Genomic DNA, 22,264 nt, shown 5'->3' on the forward strand with positions numbered 1-22,264 from the left:
CGGACAGCACAAGCCGTGCGGATGAAGCTGCTGCGCCAACCACAACGTGCAGGCTTCGGCATCTAGGAGATCGTTAAGGGGAAAGTCAATCATTCCCTAAGCTTACCCCTGGCGATGCAAACTGACTACACATGAGCCAAGATTCTTTAGGCAGACAAATGCGAATCAATCAAACAAAAGCCAAACTCAAAGCTGGCGCGACAGTCCACGGCTGTTTCGTGCGTTACCCCGAACCCGCGTTGATCGAGATGCTCGGCTATTACGGCTGGGATTTCATTATGTTCGACGGCGAACACAGCACCATCACGCCGCGCGATTGCGAACAGTTGACGCGGGCGGCGGAATTGCAAAATGTCACGCCGCTGGTGCGTGTGACGACGAACCAGCAGCCGGTGATCCTGCGGTTTATGGATACGGGCGTGATGGGCGCGATGGTGCCGATGATCAATACCGTCGCCGATGCCGAAGCCGCCGTGCGTTCGCTCAAATATGCCCCGCGCGGTCAACGCGGTCTGGCGGGCGGGCGCGCGGCTGCTTACGGGCAAGTGCCCGGCTTCAATTTCAAACGCTACGTCGAAGAGGCGAACAATGAAACGCTGCTGATCGCGCAGATCGAAACCGCTGCCGCCGTCGCGGCGTTGCCTGACATCGTCCAAATCCCGGACATTGACGTGATCTTCATCGGGCCGACCGACCTGTCGCAATCCCTCGGCGTGCCGGGCGAATTGCAGCATCCGGTGGTGCAGGAAATGTTCGACCGCATCGTTTCGATTGTGACCGCGTCAGACAAAGCCTTGGGCATCTTGGTGCCGAATGCGGAAGCCGCGCGGCAGTGGCAAGCGCGCGGCGCACGCTTTGTGTTGGTGGTGATGGATGCGCTGTTAGGGCCGGCGTGTCGCGGCTTTTTGCAAATGGTGCGCGAGTAAAATCTGGGTACGCATCGCTTCCAGCGTGCAGTCTCGGCGTGAGACCTTTTCCTTCCGGCAGGAAGCTGTCTGCCGCCGAGACTGCACGCTGGAGGCGATGCGTACCCAGGTTTGCTCAGATGCGATTGAATTTCTCGATGGCTTTGGTCAGCGATTTGAACTGGCGGATGAAGGGGAACATGCCGCTTTCGCGTTGATCAATTTCCTGCGCTTTCTTCAGCACCTCTGCGGCGCGTTCCTGCGGCACGACGACGACGCCGTCTTCATCGGCGACGATGATGTCGCCGGGGCGCACGGTCACACCGCCGCATTCAACGGGCACGTTGCGCGCGACCGTCGCGTAATGCCCAACCGCCGTGCGCGGCGAAAGCGAACGCGCATACACCGTCAAGCCCATCCGCCGGATGTCCCACACGTCACGGATCGCGCCGTCCAGTACCATCCCGGCCATCCCACGCACTTTGGCCGCCGTCGCCATCAGATTGCCCATCGCCGCGATGTCAAGTGTGCCTTCCATCACGATGACGCCGACTTCGCCGGGCTTGGCGTTGTCAATCATCTCAACCGAATGCTTGGTCGAAAGCGCGGGAGTCGCCTGTTCGGGCGGCGCGGGCTTGACCAGCGAAGTCACCGCGCGTCCGACAATCGGCACGCCGTTGACCAGTTTCATGTCGTGCCACATCGTGCCGTTCTTGCCGGTGACGAGTTCGACCGCATCGGAGACGGATGCAGGATAGGATTTCTTGAACGCGGCGATCAGCGGCTCATCCGGCGGGCCAACAGTTTTCCTTTTCTGTACGGCGGCCAGCACGAAACAGGCCAGCAGCGCAACAATCAGTAAAGCCAGTAAGGAGGTGCGGCGCGTCAGTAATGTTTTCATATTCCCTCACTCTTCTTCCCACGAAGGCACACGAAGCAGCACGAAGAAAACCAGTGGCTCCTTCGTGCTGCTTCGTGTGCCTTCGTGGGAAGAACATTCAACTGCGTCTGAGTTGTTCGTGCAGATGATCGGCGCAGCGCGAGGCCAGCGCCATCACGGTCAAGGTCGGATTCTTTTCCGAAAAATCAATAAAGCCGCTGCCATCGGCGACGTAAAGATTCTGCACGTCGTGCGACTGCAAATACGGCGTCAGCACCGAAGTCTTCGGGTCATTGCCCATCTTGCAGGTGCCGACCCAGTGCACGCTGTCTACGCCCGGATTGGGACTGGTACCCGTCACCACGCCACCCGAGGCCTCGATGATCGAACTGATTTTCTCAATGGCGTCCTTATGAATCGCGCGGTCTTCGCTGGTCAGGCTGAAATGGATTTTGGGCACGGCCAGCCCGTAGATGTCTTTCACTTCAGGGTCGAGTTCCATGTATTTTTCGGGCGACGCGATCATGCCGTTTTGCGAATACATGCTCAGCAAGCCCGGATAGCGGTGGCGCGCCTCGCGTTTCAAATCCACGCCAAAGCCGCCGATGTTTTGCACAAAGCCCGGATTGCCAATCCCCGCGCGCGAGCCGGAATCCACAATGATGTGATAACCTTTCGGGAAATCGGGATGCGGCTTGTCATAATAAAACGACGCGATGTAAGCGTGGCTGCTCTCCGTCCCGTCGTCGTTGCCCAGGCGCGCGATGTCGCTGCCATACATGGTTTTCAAATACCCTTGCACGCTGGAGGACGTGTGCGAGATCAGATTCCTGCCGACCAAGCCGCTCGAATTCGCCAAGCCATTGGGCACGTGCTGCGATTTCGACAGCAGCAACAGCCGCGCCGATTCAATCGGCCCGCAGGCCAGCACGACGTAACGCGCGCGGACTTCCTGACTCTGGCGCGTGCGCGCATCGAAGTAACGCACGCCCTCCGCTCGGCTGCCGTCCTTACTCATCATGACCTCGGCGGCGTTGGCATAGAGAATCAACTTGCACTTGCCGGTCTTGAGCGCGGCGGGCAGCGCGGTGTTGGCCGACGTGTATTTCGCGTCTACGTCGCAGCCGCGCATGCAATGGCCGCAATAATGACAGGCGGGCCGGTTCGAACCGGTCTTCTCAGTCAGAATCGCCTTGCGCGCCGTGATCATCTTGAAACGCTTGGCGTCGAGCTTGTTGCAGCCCTTTTGAATTTCATACGCCGCGCAACTCCACTTCAGCGGTTTGAGAAAGATGCCATCGGGCACGTTGGGATGATGATCGTAATTGCCGGTCACGCCCATCAGCCGTTCCATGCGGTCGTAATGCGGCGCGAGCTCTTCGTACTTCACAGGCCACGCAGCAAAGTCATAGGTGCTGTTGCGCCAGCTCAGCCCCGCCCACAGCAGCGTCTTGCCGCCTACGACTTTGGACAGGAAATGATCGAAGCGTTGGTAATCGCCCGCTTTGGTGAACGGCTCTTTCGTGCGGTCAACAGTAAGATGTGCGCGCGGGTCCCAGCCTCTACCGTTCTTGGGCAATTCGTAAGGCATCGTGTGGCTGAAAAAGTCTTTCGCCGGATCAACCCACTTGCCCGCTTCGAGCACGACAACCGAAGCGCCTTTTTGGGCCAATTGCATCGCCACGACCCCACCGGCAGCGCCGGAGCCGACGACGCAGACGTCATAAGTTGCAGTATTTTGATTTTGTGGAGTCATTTGTTTAGTGCTTATACGCTCGACGAACATGCGACTCTACCAGCCGATCTTGCTCATCGAAGAAGAACAAGGCGTGGAGGAGAACGCTATACATGATGGACCAGTCGCTATCCACCACGCCAAAATCAGCCAACACATACCCTTTGATCTTGGGTAGATTCTTTTCCGGCTTGTACGGCATCTCGGGGCCTGTGCCCAGTTGGGAAAGATCGTGCTGATACGGATTGCGCGTGGGCTTCTTGCCATCAATGACAAGCCGGTCAATAAAGGCTTCGACCTCAGCTCCGCTTTCGCCGATAACAACTTCGCGGCTGACGATCGTTTCCAGTTCGGCTTCCATCTTACGAGCACGCTCACCTTTGGAACAGGCCGAAGCCATCACACTAAAGACCAGCAAACTGATTTGGAGTAGTCTTAACCGCATATTCATTGACGTAATTCGCGCACCAGCGCCACCGCCTCGCCCGCCAATACCCGCACGCGGTCAAACTCGCCCGCGTTCAGCAACCCCGGCTTCACCATCCAACTACCACCACAGGCCACGATCTGTTTGAGCGCCAGATACTGGCCGATGTTTTTCGGATCAATGCCACCGGTCGGAATGAATTTGACTTGGGCGTAAGGCGCGCAGACGGCTTGCAAAAACTTGATGCCGCCCGCCGCTTCCGCCGGAAAGAATTTCAGCACCTCGCAGCCTTTGCTCAGCGCCAATTCGATTTCGGTCGGCGTACACACACCAGGAAAGATCGGCGCGGGTTTGGTCAGGCAATGCTCGACCACCAGCGGATTGGTGCCGGGCGAGACAATGAATTCGGCCCCTTCGCCCAAGGCCATGTCTACTTGCTCGGCGGTGAGCACGGTGCCCGCGCCGAGCAGCAATTCGGGAAAGCGTTTTTTGATTTGGCCAATGGCGGCGGCGGCGGCGGCGGTGCGAAACGTGATCTCGGCGCAGGGCAAGCCACCCGCGAGCAGGGCTTCGGCCAACGGCAGCGCCTGTTCCAGTTTGGGAATGGCGACGACCGGGATGATGCCAAGCTGCTGAATGCGTTCGACAATGTTCATGATTTGCGTTCTCGACGGATAAAACTATTGAACTATCAGGTTGCTTGAAATTGCTCAGCAGAGACGAGCGGATGTATGCAGGCGCTCTTCACTGCTGGGTCAGCATTGTATGCAAAGAACTTTCATTTGACAGCAGACACGGCAAAGGAAGGTAGAGTTCGTGAAAATATCTGGCCGGGGCAATGGGCGCGGCGCGCAAATGACAAGGTATTCCCGTCCCAGGCAAGCAAACCCAGCTTTGCACCAGCGGCGCTTGAGGCTAAACTGCGCACGAACAAATTTCTGGCACATCCCAAGAGGTTATCCATGAAAAGATTGATTCTGAGCGCGAGCATCTTTGGCGTAGTGTTGGCGATCGGCTGGCCCGTTTTGCACAGCCGGGCACAACAGAAACCCGTCCCCAAAGTGCAAGAGGTAATGAACACCACGGCGGTGCTGGTTGACATCGTCGTGAAAGACCGCCGGGGCCGCGTCGTCAAAGACCTCAGCGCCGATGACTTTGAAGTTCTCGAAGATGGCGTCAAGCAAACCGTGGACGGCTTTGAACGCATTTCGCGCGAATCCGGCCTAGTCGCCGAAGCCAAAGAAAAAGCCGCCCCCAAACCGGCCAACACTACGCCGGTCACGGTGCGTGATCCGAATGACAAGCAAATGGGGGCGACGGCCATGGCGCTGGTCTTTGACCGCCTCTCGCCAGATGCGCGCAATCGCGCCCGGCAAGCCGCGTTGTCTTACGTCGGCAGTGTCAAAGAGCTTTCCGCTTATACCGGCGTTTACTCGGTCAACCTTTCGCTGTCGGCGATTCAGAGCTTCACGCGCGATCCGCAATTGGTGAAACTGGGTATCGAAAAGGCCGGTGTGCGCGCCTCAGCGTCATTCACGGGCGGTTCGGCGGGCAACGCGCAAGCGTCGCTCAATAAGGAAGCGCAAGCGCTCAACGCCGCAACCAGTGCGGCAAACGCAGCCAGTGCCGCGGGCGCAGCCGGTGGCGCGGGCGCGGGCGCAGCCGGCAGTGCGGCGGGGGCCGCTGGTGTAGACGCGCAGTTCATCGAAATGAATCGCCGCATGACGGAAACTTACGAAGCGCTCGAACGCAATCAACAAGGGTTCGCCACGGTCAACAGCTTGATGGCCTTGGTGAATTCGATGGCGACGATGCCCGGACGCAAAGCTGTCGTCTATTTTTCGGAAGGCATCGCCATTCCGCCTGACGTAGCGCAACAGTTTCGCTCGGTCGTCAACGCCGCCAATCGGGCGAACGTGGCGATTTATGCCGTAGACGCCGCCGGCTTGCGCACCGAAAGCACGCTGTCACAAACGCGCGACACGGTGAACGCCATTTCCGCGCGCCGCCAGGGCCAACTTGCCAGCAGCGGCCCCATCGTCGGCGACGCCCTGACCAAACAGCTCGAACGCAACGAAGACCAATTGCGCGGCGATCCGCAAAGCGGCCTGATGGCGCTGTCGCAGGAAACCGGTGGAACCTTCATCGGCAACGGCAACGACATCGGCGAAAAACTCAAAGAGGTAGACGAGGACATGAACACCTATTACTTGGTGAGTTACACGCCGAGCAATGGCAATTTCGACGGCAAGTTCCGCAAGATCGAAGTCAAACTCAAACGCGGCGGCCTGACGGTGCAGGCGCGCAACGGTTATTACGCGGTGAATACGCCGGGCTATGTGCCGGTGCTTTACTACGAAACACCCGCGCTGGCAATTTTGGCGAAGCCCAATCCGCCCATCACGTTTCCCGTCCTAACGCTGGGCACGAATTTCCCCGAAGCGACGCGCCCCTTGCGCTCGGTCGTCGAAGTGCAAGCGCCCGCGAGTGCTTTCACGTTCGTGCAGGATCATGACAAGAAAACCTTTCAGACTGATTTTTCCATTGTCGTGCTGATTCGTGACCGCGAGCGGCAAGTCGTCGGCAAGCTCAGCCGCCAATACGTCCTGCGCGGGCCGCTCGACAAACTGGAGAGCGTCAAGGGCAGCGCGATTCGCTTTTATAAAGAAACCGAATTGCCGCCGGGCCGCTACGAACTCGAAGCCATCGCTTACGATGCGCCGTCTGAAAAAGCCTCAGTGCGCATCGGCAGTCTGGATGTCGCCGACCCCACCGAAACCAAACTGCGCATGAGTTCGGTGGCGATCATTCAACGCATCGCCACCACGCAGGAAAAAACCGAGAATCCCTTTCAGGTCGGCGAATCCCTGCTCATCCCCAGTCTGACGGGCATCACCCACAAAGCCCTGAAGCAAATGCTGTTTTATTTCGTCGTTTACCCGGCCAGGGGCGCCAAAGCGCCGGCAGAGTTCAGGCTGCAAATCACGCAAAACGGCAAGTCCTTCGCCGACCTGCCGCTCAAACTCGCCGCGCCCGACGACAAAGGCCGCAGCGCTTTTGCCAGCGGCATTCCGATTGAGAGCCTGAGTCCGGGCGGTTACGCCTTGCGCATCACGGTCAAGGACGAACAAACCACTCTCACACGCTCGACGCCTTTCATGATCGAACCTTGAGCAAGCACCAGAGACCCGCCCACGAAGACACACGAAGAAGACACGAAGAAAGAAACTTCTCTTCGTGTCTTCTTCGTGTGTCTTCGTGGGCGATCTTTTCCGTTTGCTGTTTCAACCTCACCGCCTTGGCCCAAACTGCGCCACGCGAAGCCGCCGATGCAAGCTGGAACCGGCGCGTCGCGGGCGCGGGTGATTATCAAATTGTGTTGGAAGTCTCAGGCCGCATCGAAATCTCGCGCGCCTTTCAGCCGCCCAATCCGCTCGACCTCACAGACATTTGCCGCGCCAAACAAACTGCCGAACAGCGCGCGTTTCTATCCGCCGACGGCTATTTGTCGGCGCTTGAAAAATCCGCCGATGCCAATCGCCGTCAAATCGAAATCGCGCGTCTGCACATCGAACTCGGCCAAATCTGGTCGTATCGCGGCGACATGACCCAAGCCATCGCGCACTTCGAAGCCGCGCGCGCAGCCCTGCAAAAAGGCCTGCTCGATCAACCCGCTTACGCCGAAGACCTGGTGCATCTCGATGAAATTCTCGGCATCACGTATTTGCGCAAAGGCGAGCTCGACAATTGCGTGCATCAGCATCGCGCCGAAAATTGCATCTTCCCCTTGAGCCGCGCTGCTGAACACAAACTCACCGCAGGCTCATCAGCCGCCATCAATTGTTTCAAACGCCATCTCGCGCGCAATCCCGACAACCTCGAAGTCCGCTGGTTGTTGAATCTGGCCTATATGACGCTGGGGCAACATCGAATCAGCGCAAAGGGCGGCCTCGCGCCTGAATGGTTGATTCCCGTCACGCCGTCAAAAGACCCGTTGCCGCGCTTCCCCGACGTAGCCGCGCAACTTGGCATTGACCGCGTGAGTGGCGCGGGCGGAGCGATTCTTGACGATTTCGATAACGACGGATTCCTCGACGTTATCATCTCAAGCGTAGACGCCTGCGAATCCATGCGCTTCTTTCATAACAACGGCGACGGCACGTTCAGCGACCAAACCGAGAAGGCCGGACTCAGCGGACAACTCGGCGGCATCAATTGCGTGCAGACCGATTACAACAACGACGGCTGGCTGGATGTCTTCGTCATGCGCGGCGGGTGGGAGTTCCCGATGCGCAATTCGCTGCTGCGCAATAACGGCGACGGCACTTTCAGCGATGTGACCGGGACGAGCGGCCTGTTAAGCGGCGCACATCGCACCCACTCGGCGACTTGGGCTGATTACGACAACGACGGCTGGCTCGACGTTTTCATCGGCCACGAAGAAACGCCCAGCCAACTCTTCCGCAATCGCGGCGACGGCACGTTTGAAGATGTTTCGGCGCGCGCAGGCGTGAACCGCACTGCGTTCACCAAAGGCGCGGCGTGGGGCGATTACGACAACGACGGCTGGCCTGATTTGTACGTCTCGAATTACGGCGGCGCGAACTTTCTCTATCACAACGATGGCAAGGGTACATTCACCGAAGTGGCAAACAAGCTGAACGTCACGCAACCGCTGATGAGTTTTCCGGTGTGGTGGTTCGATTATGACAACGACGGCTGGCAGGATTTATTCGTCGCCAGTTTCGTGCCCTCTGTGACCGAAGTCGCGCGCGGCTTTCTGGGCTTGCCCGCGCAAGCTGAAACGATGCGGCTTTATCGCAACGATACCAAAGGCGGCTTTCAGGATGTGACAACCGCCGTCGGACTCAATCGCGTCGTGCCGACGATGGGCGCGAACTTCGGCGATTTCGACAACGACGGCTGGCTCGATGTTTACCTCGGCACCGGAGCGCCTTCTTACACGGCGCTGATGCCCAACTTCGCCTTTCGCAACCACGCGGGCAAAAGCTTCGTTGACGTGACCGCTGCGACCGGAACCGGCCACCTGCAAAAAGGTCACGGCGTAGCTTTCGGCGACATTGATAACGACGGCGATCAGGATTTTTTTGTGAATGTGGGCGGTTTCATTCCGGGCGATAAATACAACAAGGCGTTGTTTGCGAACCCGACGGCAAAGAGCCATTGGCTTTCGCTCAAGCTGACGGGCGTGAAAAGCAATCGCGCCGCCCTTGGCGCGCGCATCAAGCTGACAGCGGCTGACGCGACAGGCAAGATTTTCACGGTTTATCGCACGGTCTCGAGCGGTGGCTCGTTCGGCGCGTCTTCGCTCACGCAGAACATCGGCTTTGGAGCCTTCAACAAAATTGAGAGTTTGGAAATCGAATGGCCTACGAGCAAGACGCGGCAGGTCTTTCGCAACGTCGCGGCGAATCAGTTTCTGGCAGTGAAAGAGTTGGCCGATAAATTCGAGCCGCGCGCCGCGCGCATTTTCCCTCTAACCCAGCCAGGCAAACCAAAGAAGAAACGGCGCTGAATCACGGTTTCAGTTTTTCAGGCTCGCGTTCGTCAATCGCCGAATCACTTTGCTCCGCCGCCTTGTTCAAGCGTGCAAAGGTTTCGCGCGCGCGGTCGGCGTCGGCGCGGCGATTGACTTTGGTGTAAGCGCGCGCCAGCGAGTAATAGACGCGGGCTTCGTTCGGGGCCAGGCGTTGCGCCATTTCGAGTTCCTGAACGGCGCGCGGCGCGTCACCGGTTTCGAGCGCCAAGCGGCCTAACAAGTAATGTCCCAGCGGCAAGCGCGCATTCAGCTTGATGGCTTCTTCGGCCAGCGGAATACCGGCTGCCGGATTTTTGTCCTGCAATTTGAGATAGGCGATTTGCAGCCGCGCCAGTGCATGCGTGGGCGAGTTGGCGATTTCGCGCTCGAAGGCCGCAAGCGCCCCGTCGTTGTCGCGCACGTCAATCAGAAAGCGGCCATAAGCGTATTGCACATTCGCGGCTTTGGGATAATCGGCGACGAGCCGGTCGTATTCGATGCGGGCGTCGGCGGCGTTGAGTTGCGCGAACAATGATTGCGCCAGGCCCGCGCGGCGAATCATTTCGCGGTCGCGCGCGCTCACTTCGATTTGCTTGGGCAAAGCAGCCATCCGCAACACCGCCAAGCCCATTCCCAAAAGCAAATCCTGGCTGTTGAGTCCTTCGCGGTTGAGCACGGTGAAGAGGCGTTGCGCCGTCTCGAAATCGCCGCGCAAAAGTTGCAGCGTCGCTTCGTGATAGCGCGCCACGCGCAACAGATCGGGATTGCTGTCGAGGCCGAGTTGCTTGCTTTGTTGCAGGTGGATGAACGCTTCGTCGTATTGCGCCAGGCGATATTCACACAAGCCGAGCAAGGCCAGCGGCGCGCCCGCTTTGGGACGCAGCGCGGCGACTCGTTTGAAGGCGGGGGCGGCTTCGGCGTAACGGTCGCGCTCATACAGCAACGTCGCCAGATACCACCAGCCCTCGTCCCAGCGCGGGCGCTGTGCGACACCCTGCTGATAAAGCGTGATGGCTTCGTCGAGATTGCCCGCTTCGCGCGCGGCGTCGGCTTGCGCGGCTACTTGTGGGGCAGCGGACGAAGCGGCTTCAGTTTTTGGGGCAGCAGGTTTAGGCGTGGTTTTGCGTTGCGCGACAGCGGCGACGTTGAGCGCCAGCAACAAGCAGGCGGCGAATTTGAGATAGCTCTTCATACGATTCTATTTGGCGATTCGGTAATGATGAAAATGCAAGGCTATAGTTTTGCAGCCGCGTAGCGGCGACCTGAGTTTAGCCCGGCGTTTCAATGCCGGGAAGCGCCGCGCAAAGTATCGCGCGTCGCGTAGCGACGGTTGAAATTGCAGCCCTTTTCGCAACGTTTCAAGCGTCGCTACGCGACGCGGAACTGTTCCGTCCAGCCACCGTGGTTTGAAAACCACGGCTAAATTCAACTGTCGCTACGCGACAAAAACAGATTCGCCTTATTTTTTATCACTACCGGCGATTCTATTCGGCGATTCTATTTTGGATAAGGCTCGCCCGCGCGCGCGATGCGAATGCGATGATCGGTAAATTTGAAATGCGCGCCGGTCAATTCGACTTTGGGCATATGGCAACTCACGCAATCGCGCTGGCCGGTTTTGCAGACGCGCACAGATTCGACAGGCAAAGCTGCGTCAGCCGTTTTCGCCCTTGTTGATTGATGGCAAGCGAGACATTTCGCGTCATAGAACGCCGGTTCAGGCGTCAGGTTGCCATGCGGGTCGTGACACGCCGTGCAGCCAATGCGTTTGTCAGCCGAATAACAGCGGCTGTTAAAAATGCGGTAGGGCTGAAAGCGCACGTTGTTTTTGCCCGCATGGTTCGGCATTTCGATGACATCGTCCACGCTGCGATGACATGAGCCGCAAACCGTTTGCGAAAGGTCGTCGCCATCGAGCGCGTTCAACTGTTTGAGCCAGCGTTTCGCCGGTTGGCCTGACTGGGCGGCGGCGACGTGCTGTTCACCAGCGCCGTGGCACGATTCGCAACTGACGCCGAGCTGGTGATTGAGTTGAATGACGGGCGGCTGGTTGGGTGCCGCGCCCGGCTCGATTTTCGCATTCGTCGTATGGCAGCCGAAACAACTGCGCGCCTCATCGAGGCTCATCGCGCGCCCGCCGGCTTCGCTGAGCGAGGCGGGCGGATCGGGCGTGTGGCCGAGCGTGATGTCGAGTGCGTTGGTGTCCAGATAAAAACTCACGCGGCTTTCATACAGCACGCCGCCGTATTCATAAACGTAAGTCTGACCGGAAAAACCCTGTCCAAAAGCGTACAGCAACGGCGCGGTGATGGTTTGCAGGCCGTTGGTAACTTCGTAAACGCTGCGGTTGCCGTCACGCGTCAGGCGATAAGCAAACTTGCCCTGTTGAAATTTCAGCAGCGGATGCGCGCGCAAAACCTGGCAATCAGCCGCGCTCACCAGCGCCCGCGACATGACGGTTTGTTGTTGTTTGGCCGCGATGCTGCGGTGGCATTCGGCGCAAGCCTGCGGGCCGACGAAGCGCGGCTTGGTTTGCGTCACAGCTTGGGCGGAAGGGCGCGCGGAAAAAAAGGCCAGGGCCAGCGCCAAAGCCAGCACCAAGCCCAACAAGCCGAGTTGTGGCCATTTTTTCAGGGGCGTGTTCATCGTTGCGGCTTTTCCTTGACGGGCGCGTTGGTCAGCTTGTCGGCGCTGGGCTGGCGTTGTTGTTCTTCGTCAGTGAGCTTGTCAATGATGGCGCGCAGGCGGTTGGCGTCGGCGGTGCGTTTCTGTTTGAGATAAAGCCGCGCGAGCAAAACGTAGGCTTGCCGAAAATCGGACTTGAGCGCCACGGCGCGTTCGAGCAGGGAGACGGCTTCGGCGGTGCGTCCGCGCGCCTGTTGCAATTGGGCCAGTTGAAACAGCGCGGCGATGTCGTCCGGGTGTAATTCAAGCGCGCGTTTGAGCAACGGCTCGGCTTCATCAAGGTTGCCGTCTTCGCGCAGCAGCCAGCCCAGACGAATGTTCGCGGTGAAATCACGCGCGTTGTTGGCGAGTTCGCTGCGAAATTCCTGCATCGCCAAATCGCGGTTGCCGGTGACCAGATAAGACACGCCGAGTTGCGTGTGTAGCGTCGGCAGCTTGGGGTTGTGCTTGACCGCCTGCTTGAACTCTTCGAGGGCGGCGGCGTGGTTGCGCGTCGCGGCGTTGAAAGCGCCGAGAATCAAGTGGCCTTCGGCGGCGGGCAAGTACTGAAAGACCTTGTCAATCAGGGCGCGGCCTTCGGCGAGGCGTTCGCTTTGCAAATAAGCCGTCCCCAACACATAAGCGACGGCGATGTTGTCGGGTTGGGCTTGATAGACGGCGGCGAGTTCCCGGCTGGCTTCGGCGAGTTTGTCACGTTGGAAATAGCAGAGGCCGAGCAATTGGCGCGCCTGCCAGTTCTCAGGTTGCGCGGCGGCGACTTGTGCGAACTCTTTTTGCGCGGCGTCAATTTCCTGCGTCTCGAAATAGGCGATGCCCAGATTGTAACGCACGGCTTGTTCGGACGGTTCGAGCAGCAGCGCGGCTTGATAGTGTTTGATGGCTTCGTCATAACGCCCCAGTTTGGCATAGACGACCCCTAGGTTAGAAAGCGCATCCATGCGGCGCGGGATCAGTTTGAGCGCGGCTTCGTAGGCCTGGCGCGCCGTTTCCAGTTCGCCTTGCTGTTGCGCCGCGACGCCCCGGTCAAAGTACGCTTCAGACTGGCGCACCGTCTCGCGGTCTTGCGCGGGCGCGAAGCCCAACAGCATGGATAAAGCTAGTGTGACGAACATAAGCAGTGAATTGAAAACCATGAAGGTACCGCCAGTATAACATCTACGCCAGCCACCGTCTCACCTCACCCAGACAAAGACGCGGCCCAATGAAAAAGGTGCGAGGAAACGCATTTGTTTCCTCGCACCTGATAAGTGCCGGATTGCTCCGAGCCAGATCTAGAAGGTGAACTTCAACGCCAATTCGACGACGCGTTGGCCGCGCTTGGTCAGAATCTTGCCGAAGTTATTCTTGGTGGCATCCGTGAAAGTAAACGGTTTGGTCGGATCGCAAATACCGCTGACCGTGCCGCCGACGCCGTTCGGAATCGTGTCTTTGTAATCATTCACCACCGTGCCATTCGGCAACACCAACACAGGGACGGTCGGCGTGCGCGTACACTTGGTTTCCAACGTCAGGTAAATATCACTGTCGTTGTTATTGCTCGTGCTAATGCGCTTCGGATAAGCCTGATTGAAGATGTTGAAGAAGCCCGTGCGGAATTGCAGATTTTTCTTCTCAGAAATCTTGAAGTTCTTGAAGAAGCTGACATCCCAATTCGCCGTGGCCGGCGTGCGATGATAGAAAGGCGGCACCAATGATCCCGATTGTCCGAAACCCGGAATCGTAATGCTCGCCAGGTCGAAGACCTTATCGCCCACCTTGTCACCGCTGCGCGCGGGGTTGGCCGTGTAAATCGGGGCAATCGAACCTGCGCCATTGCCGTCATTCGGAAAAGCATTCGTACCGAAAGAAGCAATCGCCAGGCCGTCGCCTGTGATGTCGCCGGTAAAGCGCAACCGCAACGGCGTGCCACTCGCAAAGGTCGTGATGCCCGACAATTGCCAGCCATTCAAGACGCCTTTGGCAAAGGCGTTGTTGACCGGCGACAAGTTGGGGATGTTGTAGTTGTAGGACAGATTGAACACGTGCGTGCGGTCGAAATTCAAAACACCATACGAACGCCCGCGCGCATCAATCGGGTCCAAATCGGCAAATTCGCCTGTCGTCAGACCCAACACTTTCGAGAAAGTGTAAGTGCCAAAGAATTGCAGATTCTTGCCAGTCTGACGGCTCAACGTCACTTGCAACGAGTGATAGTTCGACGTGGCGTTATATTCGTTGTAACGCACGTTGCCCAGATCAGAGAATGGGCGGAACTTGTTGATCGCGGCTGCATCCAACGCGGCTCGATTCAACGGATTCGCCAAGTTGGACGAAACCGTGGAAGTTACGATTTCGCAATTGCCGCGCCGTGTCACCACGCCGTTCGCGTCAACCGCACCCGGATCGCAACCGGGATTGCGCAAGGTCGTAATTTCGACGGGTTTGTCACCCGGCACCGTGCCTTTTAATAACGCTCCAACCGGAACGAAATTGATTTGGCGGCGGCTGGGCAAGTGACGCCCAAAGGTGCCAACATAAGACGTTTCCAGCACTGCCGAAAGCGGCAACCGCGTCGCAATGCTCAAGCTGGTCGTGTAAGTTTGCGGGATACGATTGGACTCAAGGTTGGGCGAAATGATTTGTCCGCCGCCCTTCGCCAGTTTCAACGGATCAACCGGGATTAGTTTGCCATCAACGTTGACGATGCCCATATTGCTGATGGTCAAGCCACCCAAATCATTGAAGTTCTTGGTCGTGCCCGGAATGGTGTCAAACAGGCCAATCGAAGCGCCGACGTTGCCGTTCGGCGCTGAACGCAAGGACGGATCGTATTGGAAGTTGCCTTGTACGCGATTGTAGAAAACGCCTGCGCCACCGCGTACCACCAGGCGCTGGTTTTTCTTCACGTCCCACGCAAAGTTCAAACGCGGGCCCCACAGAACCGGCTGGGCATCAATCGCGCCTTTTGGAATTTGTCCGCGGGCTGCCGACAGCAAACCATTCGGACTAAAGGGATCGCCGTTGACGTAATAACCCGCGCCGGGTTTGTAAGCCTGCGGGCTGAACAATACGTCAAAGCCTTTGCGCTCTTTGTTGACGGTCATATGCGCCGCACGCAAGCCGAATTCGAGCGTGAAGTTGGGCCGCAGCTTCCACGAATCCTGCGCAAAGAATTCGTAGTTGTAGAAGCGATAGTTACCAATCGGCGGCTGCGTGCCGTGCGAAACGCCCGTCAATTGACCGACCAGCAAATCGCCCCAGTCATTGCCCGTGCCGTTCGGGTTCCAGTTGTTGAATTCGAGCTGGCCCTGCGAATCGGGGTCGCCCTGGAAGTTCTGGCGCTTGTTGCCCTGCTCAATCAACGCGCCGAATTTCATCGTGTGCGTGCCTTTCACTTTCGACAGGTTGTCGTTCAGCGAAAAGCTGTCATTGTAAGCAAAGATCGGGTTGGTGCCCGGCGACCACAGTTGACCTTGCGCCCAGCTAATCAAAGACAACGGCGCATACTGGCTTTGGCGGCCAAAGCGCGTGTTGTCGAAAGGCAAGCGGATGTTTTCGATACCCAGCGTTTTCAGCGAAACCTTCTCAGGGTCAACGTAGTTGTTGTCGAGTTTCAGTTTGCTGCCGCTGAACACGATTTCATTGGTCATCGTCGGGTTGATGATTCTGGTCATGCCGACTGCCGCCGAACGCCCTAAATTCGTGGACAAGTTGTGAGTCGGCAATTCAAAGGTCGAAGGCCCCCACCAAATGCCGTAAGGCCCATCGGCAAACTCGCGCTCGCGCGTGATGCGCACGTAAAGATTCGTTTTGTCTGAAACCCGGTAATCGAATTTCATCTTCAAATCTTTGCGGTTTTGGAAAGAAATCGGAACTGCTACGTAGTTGTTGCTCGCACTGTTCAGATTGGGCAGTGGATAAAGGTTTAAGAGCACCTTTCCGATCGGATTGATGTAGGGAGCCAAGTTGCCGCCGGGTGCCACCTGGCCGGCATTGGCGTAACCGCCAGGAATTTTAACCCCGGAGTTCGCCCCGAAATTCCCGGTGCGTTGCGCGGCGGTCGGCACGTTGGAAAGCTTGGGTTGCGCCGAAAAATCCTGCTTCTGGTATTCAAACCCAACGAAGAAAAAGAGTTTGTTACGATCTTTGTTGATCTTGGGAATAAGCAGCGGGCCGCTAATCGTGCCGCCTGGATAATAGAAACGCCCCAGTGGTTTTTGCGCTGCTAATGAAGTCGGGTCAGTAGCTTTGAGGTAGTTCCTAAACCGGTCATTCGCTGACAAGGCATCGTGGCGGTTATAGGTGTAAACCGAGCCGTGATATTCGCTGCCGCCCGATTTGGTCGTCGCGATAATGCCAACGCCGCTCGCGCCTGAATCGGCGGAATAGTTGCTGGTCTTGATCGAAACTTCCTGGACGAAGTCGTTGTTCAGGCTGACGATCGAACCGCAGTTGCAACCGATGTCAATCACGCGCGAACCGTCAACACTGACGTTGTTATTCGTGCCGCGCTGTCCATTGACGTTATAAGCCGAAGCATCGCCGAAGCTGACGACAGCGTAACTGGACGAGTCCGGCGCGACGACGCCGGGCAGGATGCGCAACAGTTCGAGACTGCTGCGGCTAAGAATCGAAAGGTTTTCGATTTGCTTGGCGGTGATGGTGTTCGACTTTTCACCCGTGTCGGTTTTGATTTCTTCGGTCGTACCCGAAACGGTTACGGTTTCAGTCGTCTGACCGACTTCGAGCGCGATGTCGAGCGCACGAATGTCGCTAGGGCTTAACGATACGCCGGTTTGCGTCAACGCCTTGAATCCGCCCGCTTCCACCTTGACGGTGTAAAGGCCGGGTTCAACTGCGCTGAAAGTGTAAGCACCATCGCTGCTGCTGCTGGTTTCGCGTTCGGCCTGGGTGCGCTCGCTGATGAGCGTGACCTTGGCTTTCGACACCACTGCGCCGCGCGGGTCTTTCACTGTACCGCGTAAAGTCGCGCTGGTCGTTTGCGCTGTTGCCGACGCAGCCATTGCGGCCACCGCTAACAACAACGCAAGCCAAGCCTTGATATTCCACTGGGGTCTTTTCTGCATGTTAGTAGGTTATCCTCCAAAAGTTAATGTAAGCAGATGGGCATAAATTGTGCGGTAACCAAAAAAACTTACTGCCTAGTGGCTTTTGCCAAAATAGCCGTCAATAGGCGTGCTACAAGCCACGCCGAACGCCCCTCCTTGTAAGGAGGTCTTAACGCAGCCTTCAGTGATGAACTGATATCGTTCTGGTATCGTTCGCGATCAAATCCCAGCAAAGCTTTTGGAATGTATGTCGGTTGCTTATAATGTGTAAGGTGAAATCAACCAAAAATACGTAGGTGGAGTCAACCAAAAGTATTATATGGTTCCACCCAATAGCGTCAATTGACTTACTGCTAGCTAACGGTTAAGCGTCTCGCCTAACCGTGCCTAACATGCAGGACTTAGGCAAAGATTTGCCACAGAGGCACGGAGACACAGAGGAGGACCGCGATCTCCGGCAGAGCTGTAGCAAAGCTCTGTGTCTCTGTGGCTATCGCACGCGCGTTTTGCGTAAGTCCTGACATGATTACAGACTGGTTAGCTGGCGCATTAAGGGGTGCGAGCGTCAGTTCGCATGGTCTGACCCGTTTTTTAGTCTTCATCGAGGTAGTTTTATGGTTGCCAAATCAAGTACGGTATCGTCCTCCATCCCTACTGTGTCCGAGACAGAAGTCCGAGAAGTGTTGGCGCGCATTCTGCAGAGCAAGCATTTTTCCCATGCACCGAAGAAGCAGAAGTTTCTGCTGCTGATCTGCGACTATTACGTGTTGGGGCGAGCGGGTGAGTTGAATGAGTACCTCATCGGCCGGGAAGTCTTTGATCGAACAGAGAGCTACAATCCTGCCGCCGACCCGATTGTGCGTGTTGGTGCGCATGACATACGGAAAAAACTCGACCTTTATTACCAAGAAGACGGGATCAGCGATGCCGTGCGGTTGATCGTCCCCATCGGCAGTTATGAACCCGCATTCGTGCGAAATTTTCCCCAGCCCGTCGCGCAAACAGTTGTGGTGGAGTCGTTAGACAGTTCGCCAACTGACTCAGCCTCCAAAATAACGCAGCTAGCAGAAGCCGCAGAGTCGCCGAAGACGGAGCCTGCCTTATCGAATGTCACACCGGAGGGCAGTTCACCACGCCGGTGGAGCCTGTCACTTGCTGTGCTGAGTACTCTCTCAGTTGTGGTGATTGCTGGACTGTTGTGGGTGAATTGGAAGTTGCAACAACAACTCGAAAAAGCGGCCCATTTTCAGCAAGCGCAAAGCAATGGCGGTCTGGTCTGGGTGCCGTTTCTAAAAAATGGCACCACTCCGACGTTGCTCATCCTGAGCAACCCTTCGGTTTACCGCTCCGCGCACGCAGCCGACCCGTCCGTCATCGCCGACAAGGGAGTGACCCTGACCCCGGCGCAGGCCCGCGAATTGACAGATGTCACCGGCAGCCGGTTGCCATTGCTGGCAGATCAGGTGGTGCGGCTGATTCCGGCCCCTAACATGTATACCGGCATTGGCGAAGCTATTGGTGCCTATCGGCTGACCGGCTTCTTGCAGGGGATGAATGAGAAGACCTTGCTCAAACAGAGCCGCAACATCGGTCCCGAAGATTTGAAGCAATACGATACGATCCTGCTGGGTAGCGTCTATGCCAATCAATGGTCTAAGCCGCTTTCCATCAAAGAGAATTTTGTTTTCACCGCCCGCGCCACGATCCAGAATTTGGCGCCGCGTCCTGGGGAAGAGCGCGAATATAGGGCCGCCTTTGACCAGCGCAATGGCATCCTGTTGGAAGATTATGCCCTGATTTCGGTGACGCCAGGCGTCTCGGATGAGCGCACGATTATGGTGCTGGCCGGAATGTATAGCGAAGGCACCCAAGCCGCCTGCGAATTCGTGACCACCGCCGGGACGCTCGCCGAGCTCAATCGGCAGTTGCAGCAAGCCAGAGAAAAAGACGGAGAGCCGCCGCACTATTATCAAGCTTTGCTCAAAGTCAGCGTTGAAAACGCGTTTCCCACCAAAGCCACGTTGGTCGCCATTCGTGAATTGCAAGTCATCAACCAATAACCTGCGTTACCGCCGCGCAGGCAATTATTCAGCGAAACAGCCGCAGTCTGTCATTAGACAGCTTTCAAACCACGCCTGTTCGCATACAATGGCGGAGCGGTTCCCGCACTCCTCGAATTCAAAAAGGCAGACGAATTATGATCATGGTTGGCTTGCCAGCGGGCCAAGGGCGCCGCACCGGTATGAAATTCCAGGCTCGCATTTCAAATTCACCGATCACTTTTATGCGCATCGTCGAACCCGGCGCGGCTTATCCGAATTGATATGGAGTCATCGCAATGAAGTACGCGGCTTTTCTTGGTTTCGCCCTCATCGGCATTAGCCTGGGCAGTTCTTGGTGCCCCCGCCCAGCCACCGCCCAGGCGGAGAAACCCAGCTTTGAGGCAGTGCCTGCCAGCAAAAGCGGCCTAACTTGGGCGCACGACAACGCGCGTTCGGCGAATCGGTACCTGCCCGAAACCTGCAATGGCGGCGGCCTCTTTTTCGATTTTGACAACGATGGTTGGCAGGACATTTTCTTCGTCAACAGCGGCCCGTCGGATTTCTTTACGCCGGCGCAACCGCTCAAACACGCGCTCTATCGCAACAACCACGACGGCACATTCACTGATGTAGCCGAAAAAGCGGGCGTCGCTTCGACTGCGCATGGTTTCGGCATGGGTGCGGCGGCGGGGGATTACGACGGTGATGGCTGGCAGGATTTGTACATCACCAGCTATGGCAAAAATATTTTGTACCGCAACAACGGCAACGGCACCTTCAGCGACGTGAGCGACAAGGCCGGTGTGAGTGCGCCGGGCTGGTCTACGCATGCGACGTGGTGGGATTACGACAACGACGGCAAGCTCGATCTGTTTGTGTCGAGCTTCGTCTATTACAAAAAAGATTTGAACGTGGTGTGCGGCGACAACCGGCTGGGGCGCAAATACTACTGCATCCCGCGCGTCTTCAAACCGCAAGCGAGCCGCCTCTTTCACAACAACGGCAATGGCACGTTCAGCGATGTCAGCAAGGAATCGGGCATCGCGAACGCGCTGGGCAAGGGCTTCGCGTCGGTGGCGACTGACATCAACAACGATGGCCTGCAGGATTTGTTTGTCGCTAACGACACCGTCGCCAACTTTCTGTTTCTGAACAAAGGCGGCGGCAAGTTTGAAGAGATCGGCTTGGCGTCAGGCGTCGGTTACAGCGATGCGGGCAGCCCGCGTTCGGGCATGGGCGTGGACGCGGCGGATGTTGACGGCGACGGCTGGCAGGATTTGTTCGTGGCCAACATTGATCAGGAGTTGTTCAGCCTCTATCACAACGAAAAGGATTTGAGCTTCACCGATCAGGCGGGCGAGATTGGACAGGCCACGCGCTTGCTGTCGGGCTGGGGCTTGAAGTTTTTCGATTACGACAACGATGGCGACCCCGACCTGTTTTTAGCGAACGGCCACCCCGACGACATGGTCGAAATGCAGGCGTCGAAGGTGAAATACAAAGAGCCGCTGATGCTGTTCGAGAACGTCAACGGCAAATTCAGAAACGTCAGCGCGCTTTCCGGCGAAGTTTTTAAGCAAGATTTTCCCGCGCGTGGGTTGGCGGTTGGCGATTATGACAATGACGGCGACCTGGATTTGCTGATCATCAATAACGGCGCAGCGCCGGTACTGTTGCGCAATGAGGGCGGCAATCAAAACAACTGGCTCGGCCTGCAATTGGTCGCCAAGCAGAGCAATCCGCTCGGTGTCGGCGCGGTCATCACTTGGACGGCGGGCGGCGTCAAGCGTTCGCGCTACAAAACCAGCGGCGGCAGCTATCTCGCTTCGCACGACCCGCGCGAGATTCTGGGCCTGGGCAAAGCGGCCAAGGTGGACAGCGTGGAAATTAAATGGCCCAGCGGCAAAGTTGATAAGCTGTCCGGCCTGGCGATCAATGGCTACGTCAAAGTTGTCGAAGGCGAAGGCGCAATGAAGGCCGCGCCAACCGCTGGTTCGCCAAAGAACTAACGGCGCAGCGCCCTCAGGTTTCATGCTATGCCCGAAACTCCCGCACTCATTAAACCGCCCGCGCTGCGGCCCGGCGATACCGTCGCCATCGTCGCGCCCGCCAGCAATCTCAAACCCGACTATCTGCAACGCGGCGTGGCCGAACTCGAACGGCTCGGCTTCCGCATCAAATACGCACCGGACATTTTGGATAAGGCGCGGTACACCGCAGGCAGCGACGAACGCCGCGCGCGCGAATTGCATGCGGCCTTTGCCGATCCTGACGTCAAAGCTGTTTGGGCGGCGCGCGGCGGTTATGGCGCAATGCGTTTATTCAAACTGCTGGACGATGCATCGCTGGTTCAGCAGCCGAAAATCTTTATCGGCTACAGCGACATGACAGCGTTGCATCTGCGGTTTTATCGGCGCTTCGGCTGGGTGACCTTTCACGGGCCGATGGCGGCGAAGGATTTGGCGGGCGGCGTTGAACATTATGACCAGCGCACGCTGCTCGACGCGCTGACTCGCACCGAACCGTTGGGGCTGATCCAAAGCGCTCAAACAGAATGGCTGCATCACGGCGCGCCAGTCAGCGGACGCTTGCTGGGTGGCTGCCTCTCGCTCATCGCCGCCTTGCAGGGCACGCCGGACGAATTGGACACGCGCGGCTCAATCCTGTTTTTGGAAGACACGAGTGTGAAGCCTTACGCGCTGGATCGCATGTTTCAGCAACTCAAGCTGGCGGGAAAATTCGACGAGGTGCGCGGCCTCGTGTTTGGCGAGATGCTGGATTGCGTGCAGCACGCCGCGCAGGGCTACACGATTCAAGCAGTGCTGGCAGAATTGACGGCAGAGTTGAAAATTCCAGTGCTCTTCGGTCTGCCCAGCGGCCACAGCCCGCGTGGCAATCTGACCTTGCCATTGGGCGTGCAAGCAACTTTAACCGCTGAGGGGACTGCTGATGGATTGCGAATTGAGGAAGCGGCAGTGGTCAGTGGCTAGTGGTCGGCTTCAA

At 57.4% G+C, this 22,264-nt stretch carries 14 protein-coding genes; 6 read left to right on the plus strand and 8 right to left on the minus strand.

The window, feature by feature from the left end; genetic code table 11:
• Nucleotides 1-158: 158 nt before the first annotated feature.
• Nucleotides 159-926: a hypothetical protein gene (locus HY011_22400; GenBank protein MBI3425687.1), complete on the plus strand. Its 768-nt coding sequence runs from the start codon at nt 159-161 to the stop codon at nt 924-926.
• Between the two features lie 115 nt (nt 927-1,041).
• On the opposite strand, the gene HY011_22405 is transcribed toward HY011_22400, so the two are convergent.
• The 4 genes from HY011_22405 to eda all read right to left on the minus strand — a co-directional run bounded on the left by HY011_22405 (nt 1,042) and on the right by eda (nt 4,603).
• Nucleotides 1,042-1,806: an RraA family protein gene (locus HY011_22405; GenBank protein MBI3425688.1), complete on the minus strand. Its 765-nt coding sequence runs from the start codon at nt 1,804-1,806 to the stop codon at nt 1,042-1,044.
• A gap of 97 nt (nt 1,807-1,903) precedes the next feature.
• Complete coding sequence (locus tag HY011_22410; protein ID MBI3425689.1) at nt 1,904-3,541, minus strand: GMC family oxidoreductase; 1,638 nt, start codon at nt 3,539-3,541, stop codon at nt 1,904-1,906.
• Nucleotides 3,542-3,545: 4 nt separating this feature from the next.
• Entirely contained in the window at nt 3,546-3,881 is a 336-nt protein-coding gene (locus tag HY011_22415; protein MBI3425690.1) for a hypothetical protein, read from the minus strand.
• An 86-nt stretch (nt 3,882-3,967) separates the two neighbouring features.
• On the minus strand, nt 3,968-4,603 hold the full coding sequence (eda, locus tag HY011_22420) for a bifunctional 4-hydroxy-2-oxoglutarate aldolase/2-dehydro-3-deoxy-phosphogluconate aldolase (protein MBI3425691.1): 636 nt from the start codon (nt 4,601-4,603) through the stop codon (nt 3,968-3,970).
• Nucleotides 4,604-4,909: 306 nt separating this feature from the next.
• Here eda and HY011_22425 point away from each other — a divergent pair, with 306 nt between their 5' ends.
• Both HY011_22425 and HY011_22430 read left to right on the plus strand, forming a co-directional pair.
• Nucleotides 4,910-7,120, plus strand: a complete 2,211-nt coding sequence (locus HY011_22425; protein MBI3425692.1) for a VWA domain-containing protein — start codon at nt 4,910-4,912, stop codon at nt 7,118-7,120.
• Between the two features lie 77 nt (nt 7,121-7,197).
• Nucleotides 7,198-9,483, plus strand: a complete 2,286-nt coding sequence (locus HY011_22430; protein MBI3425693.1) for a CRTAC1 family protein — start codon at nt 7,198-7,200, stop codon at nt 9,481-9,483.
• Between the two features lies 1 nt (nt 9,484).
• On the opposite strand, the gene HY011_22435 is transcribed toward HY011_22430, so the two are convergent.
• The 4 genes from HY011_22435 to HY011_22450 form a co-directional block, all read right to left on the minus strand.
• On the minus strand, nt 9,485-10,678 hold the full coding sequence (locus HY011_22435; protein ID MBI3425694.1) for a tetratricopeptide repeat protein: 1,194 nt from the start codon (nt 10,676-10,678) through the stop codon (nt 9,485-9,487).
• Nucleotides 10,679-10,983: 305 nt separating this feature from the next.
• Nucleotides 10,984-12,132 (minus strand): hypothetical protein, encoded by a 1,149-nt coding sequence (locus HY011_22440; protein MBI3425695.1) that lies wholly within the window; start codon nt 12,130-12,132, stop codon nt 10,984-10,986.
• Nucleotides 12,129-13,283 carry a tetratricopeptide repeat protein gene (locus HY011_22445; protein MBI3425696.1) on the minus strand — a complete coding sequence of 385 codons (1,155 nt, stop codon included), beginning with the start codon at nt 13,281-13,283 and terminating at the stop codon, nt 12,129-12,131. The genes HY011_22440 and HY011_22445 overlap by 4 nt, the downstream gene beginning before the upstream one ends.
• A 159-nt stretch (nt 13,284-13,442) precedes the next feature.
• On the minus strand, nt 13,443-17,237 hold the full coding sequence (locus HY011_22450) for a TonB-dependent receptor (GenBank protein MBI3425697.1): 3,795 nt from the start codon (nt 17,235-17,237) through the stop codon (nt 13,443-13,445).
• Between the two features lie 596 nt (nt 17,238-17,833).
• Between HY011_22450 and HY011_22455 the strand changes: the two genes are divergently transcribed.
• The 3 genes from HY011_22455 (at nt 17,834) to HY011_22465 (ending at nt 22,251) form a co-directional block, all read left to right on the plus strand.
• Nucleotides 17,834-19,279 carry a hypothetical protein gene (locus tag HY011_22455; GenBank protein ID MBI3425698.1) on the plus strand — a complete coding sequence of 482 codons (1,446 nt, stop codon included), beginning with the start codon at nt 17,834-17,836 and terminating at the stop codon, nt 19,277-19,279.
• A 278-nt stretch (nt 19,280-19,557) separates the two neighbouring features.
• Nucleotides 19,558-21,270, plus strand: coding sequence for a CRTAC1 family protein (locus HY011_22460; GenBank protein ID MBI3425699.1), 1,713 nt, complete (start codon nt 19,558-19,560; stop codon nt 21,268-21,270).
• A 27-nt stretch (nt 21,271-21,297) separates the two neighbouring features.
• Nucleotides 21,298-22,251: an LD-carboxypeptidase gene (locus tag HY011_22465; protein MBI3425700.1), complete on the plus strand. Its 954-nt coding sequence runs from the start codon at nt 21,298-21,300 to the stop codon at nt 22,249-22,251.
• The last annotated feature ends 13 nt before the right edge of the window (nt 22,252-22,264 follow it).

It is taken from the genome of Acidobacteriota bacterium, from assembly GCA_016196035.1.
Classification (GTDB): domain Bacteria; phylum Acidobacteriota; class Blastocatellia; order RBC074; family RBC074; genus JACPYM01.

What these genes read in the sequence shown, in the direction of transcription:
- HY011_22415 (MBI3425690.1), bottom strand. Translation starts at nt 3,881, where the DNA reads ATGGAAGCCGAACTGGAAACGATCGTCAGCCGCGAAGTTGTTATCGGC.
- HY011_22400 (MBI3425687.1), top strand. Translation starts at nt 159, where the DNA reads ATGCGAATCAATCAAACAAAAGCCAAACTCAAAGCTGGCGCGACAGTC.
- HY011_22445 (MBI3425696.1), bottom strand. Translation starts at nt 13,283, where the DNA reads ATGTTCGTCACACTAGCTTTATCCATGCTGTTGGGCTTCGCGCCCGCG.
- HY011_22455 (MBI3425698.1), top strand. Translation starts at nt 17,834, where the DNA reads ATGGTTGCCAAATCAAGTACGGTATCGTCCTCCATCCCTACTGTGTCC.
- HY011_22435 (MBI3425694.1), bottom strand. Translation starts at nt 10,678, where the DNA reads ATGAAGAGCTATCTCAAATTCGCCGCCTGCTTGTTGCTGGCGCTCAAC.
- HY011_22465 (MBI3425700.1), top strand. Translation starts at nt 21,298, where the DNA reads ATGCCCGAAACTCCCGCACTCATTAAACCGCCCGCGCTGCGGCCCGGC.
- HY011_22450 (MBI3425697.1), bottom strand. Translation starts at nt 17,237, where the DNA reads ATGCAGAAAAGACCCCAGTGGAATATCAAGGCTTGGCTTGCGTTGTTG.
- HY011_22460 (MBI3425699.1), top strand. Translation starts at nt 19,558, where the DNA reads ATGAAGTACGCGGCTTTTCTTGGTTTCGCCCTCATCGGCATTAGCCTG.
- eda (MBI3425691.1), bottom strand. Translation starts at nt 4,603, where the DNA reads ATGAACATTGTCGAACGCATTCAGCAGCTTGGCATCATCCCGGTCGTC.
- HY011_22405 (MBI3425688.1), bottom strand. Translation starts at nt 1,806, where the DNA reads ATGAAAACATTACTGACGCGCCGCACCTCCTTACTGGCTTTACTGATT.
- HY011_22425 (MBI3425692.1), top strand. Translation starts at nt 4,910, where the DNA reads ATGAAAAGATTGATTCTGAGCGCGAGCATCTTTGGCGTAGTGTTGGCG.
- HY011_22440 (MBI3425695.1), bottom strand. Translation starts at nt 12,132, where the DNA reads ATGAACACGCCCCTGAAAAAATGGCCACAACTCGGCTTGTTGGGCTTG.
- HY011_22410 (MBI3425689.1), bottom strand. Translation starts at nt 3,541, where the DNA reads ATGACTCCACAAAATCAAAATACTGCAACTTATGACGTCTGCGTCGTC.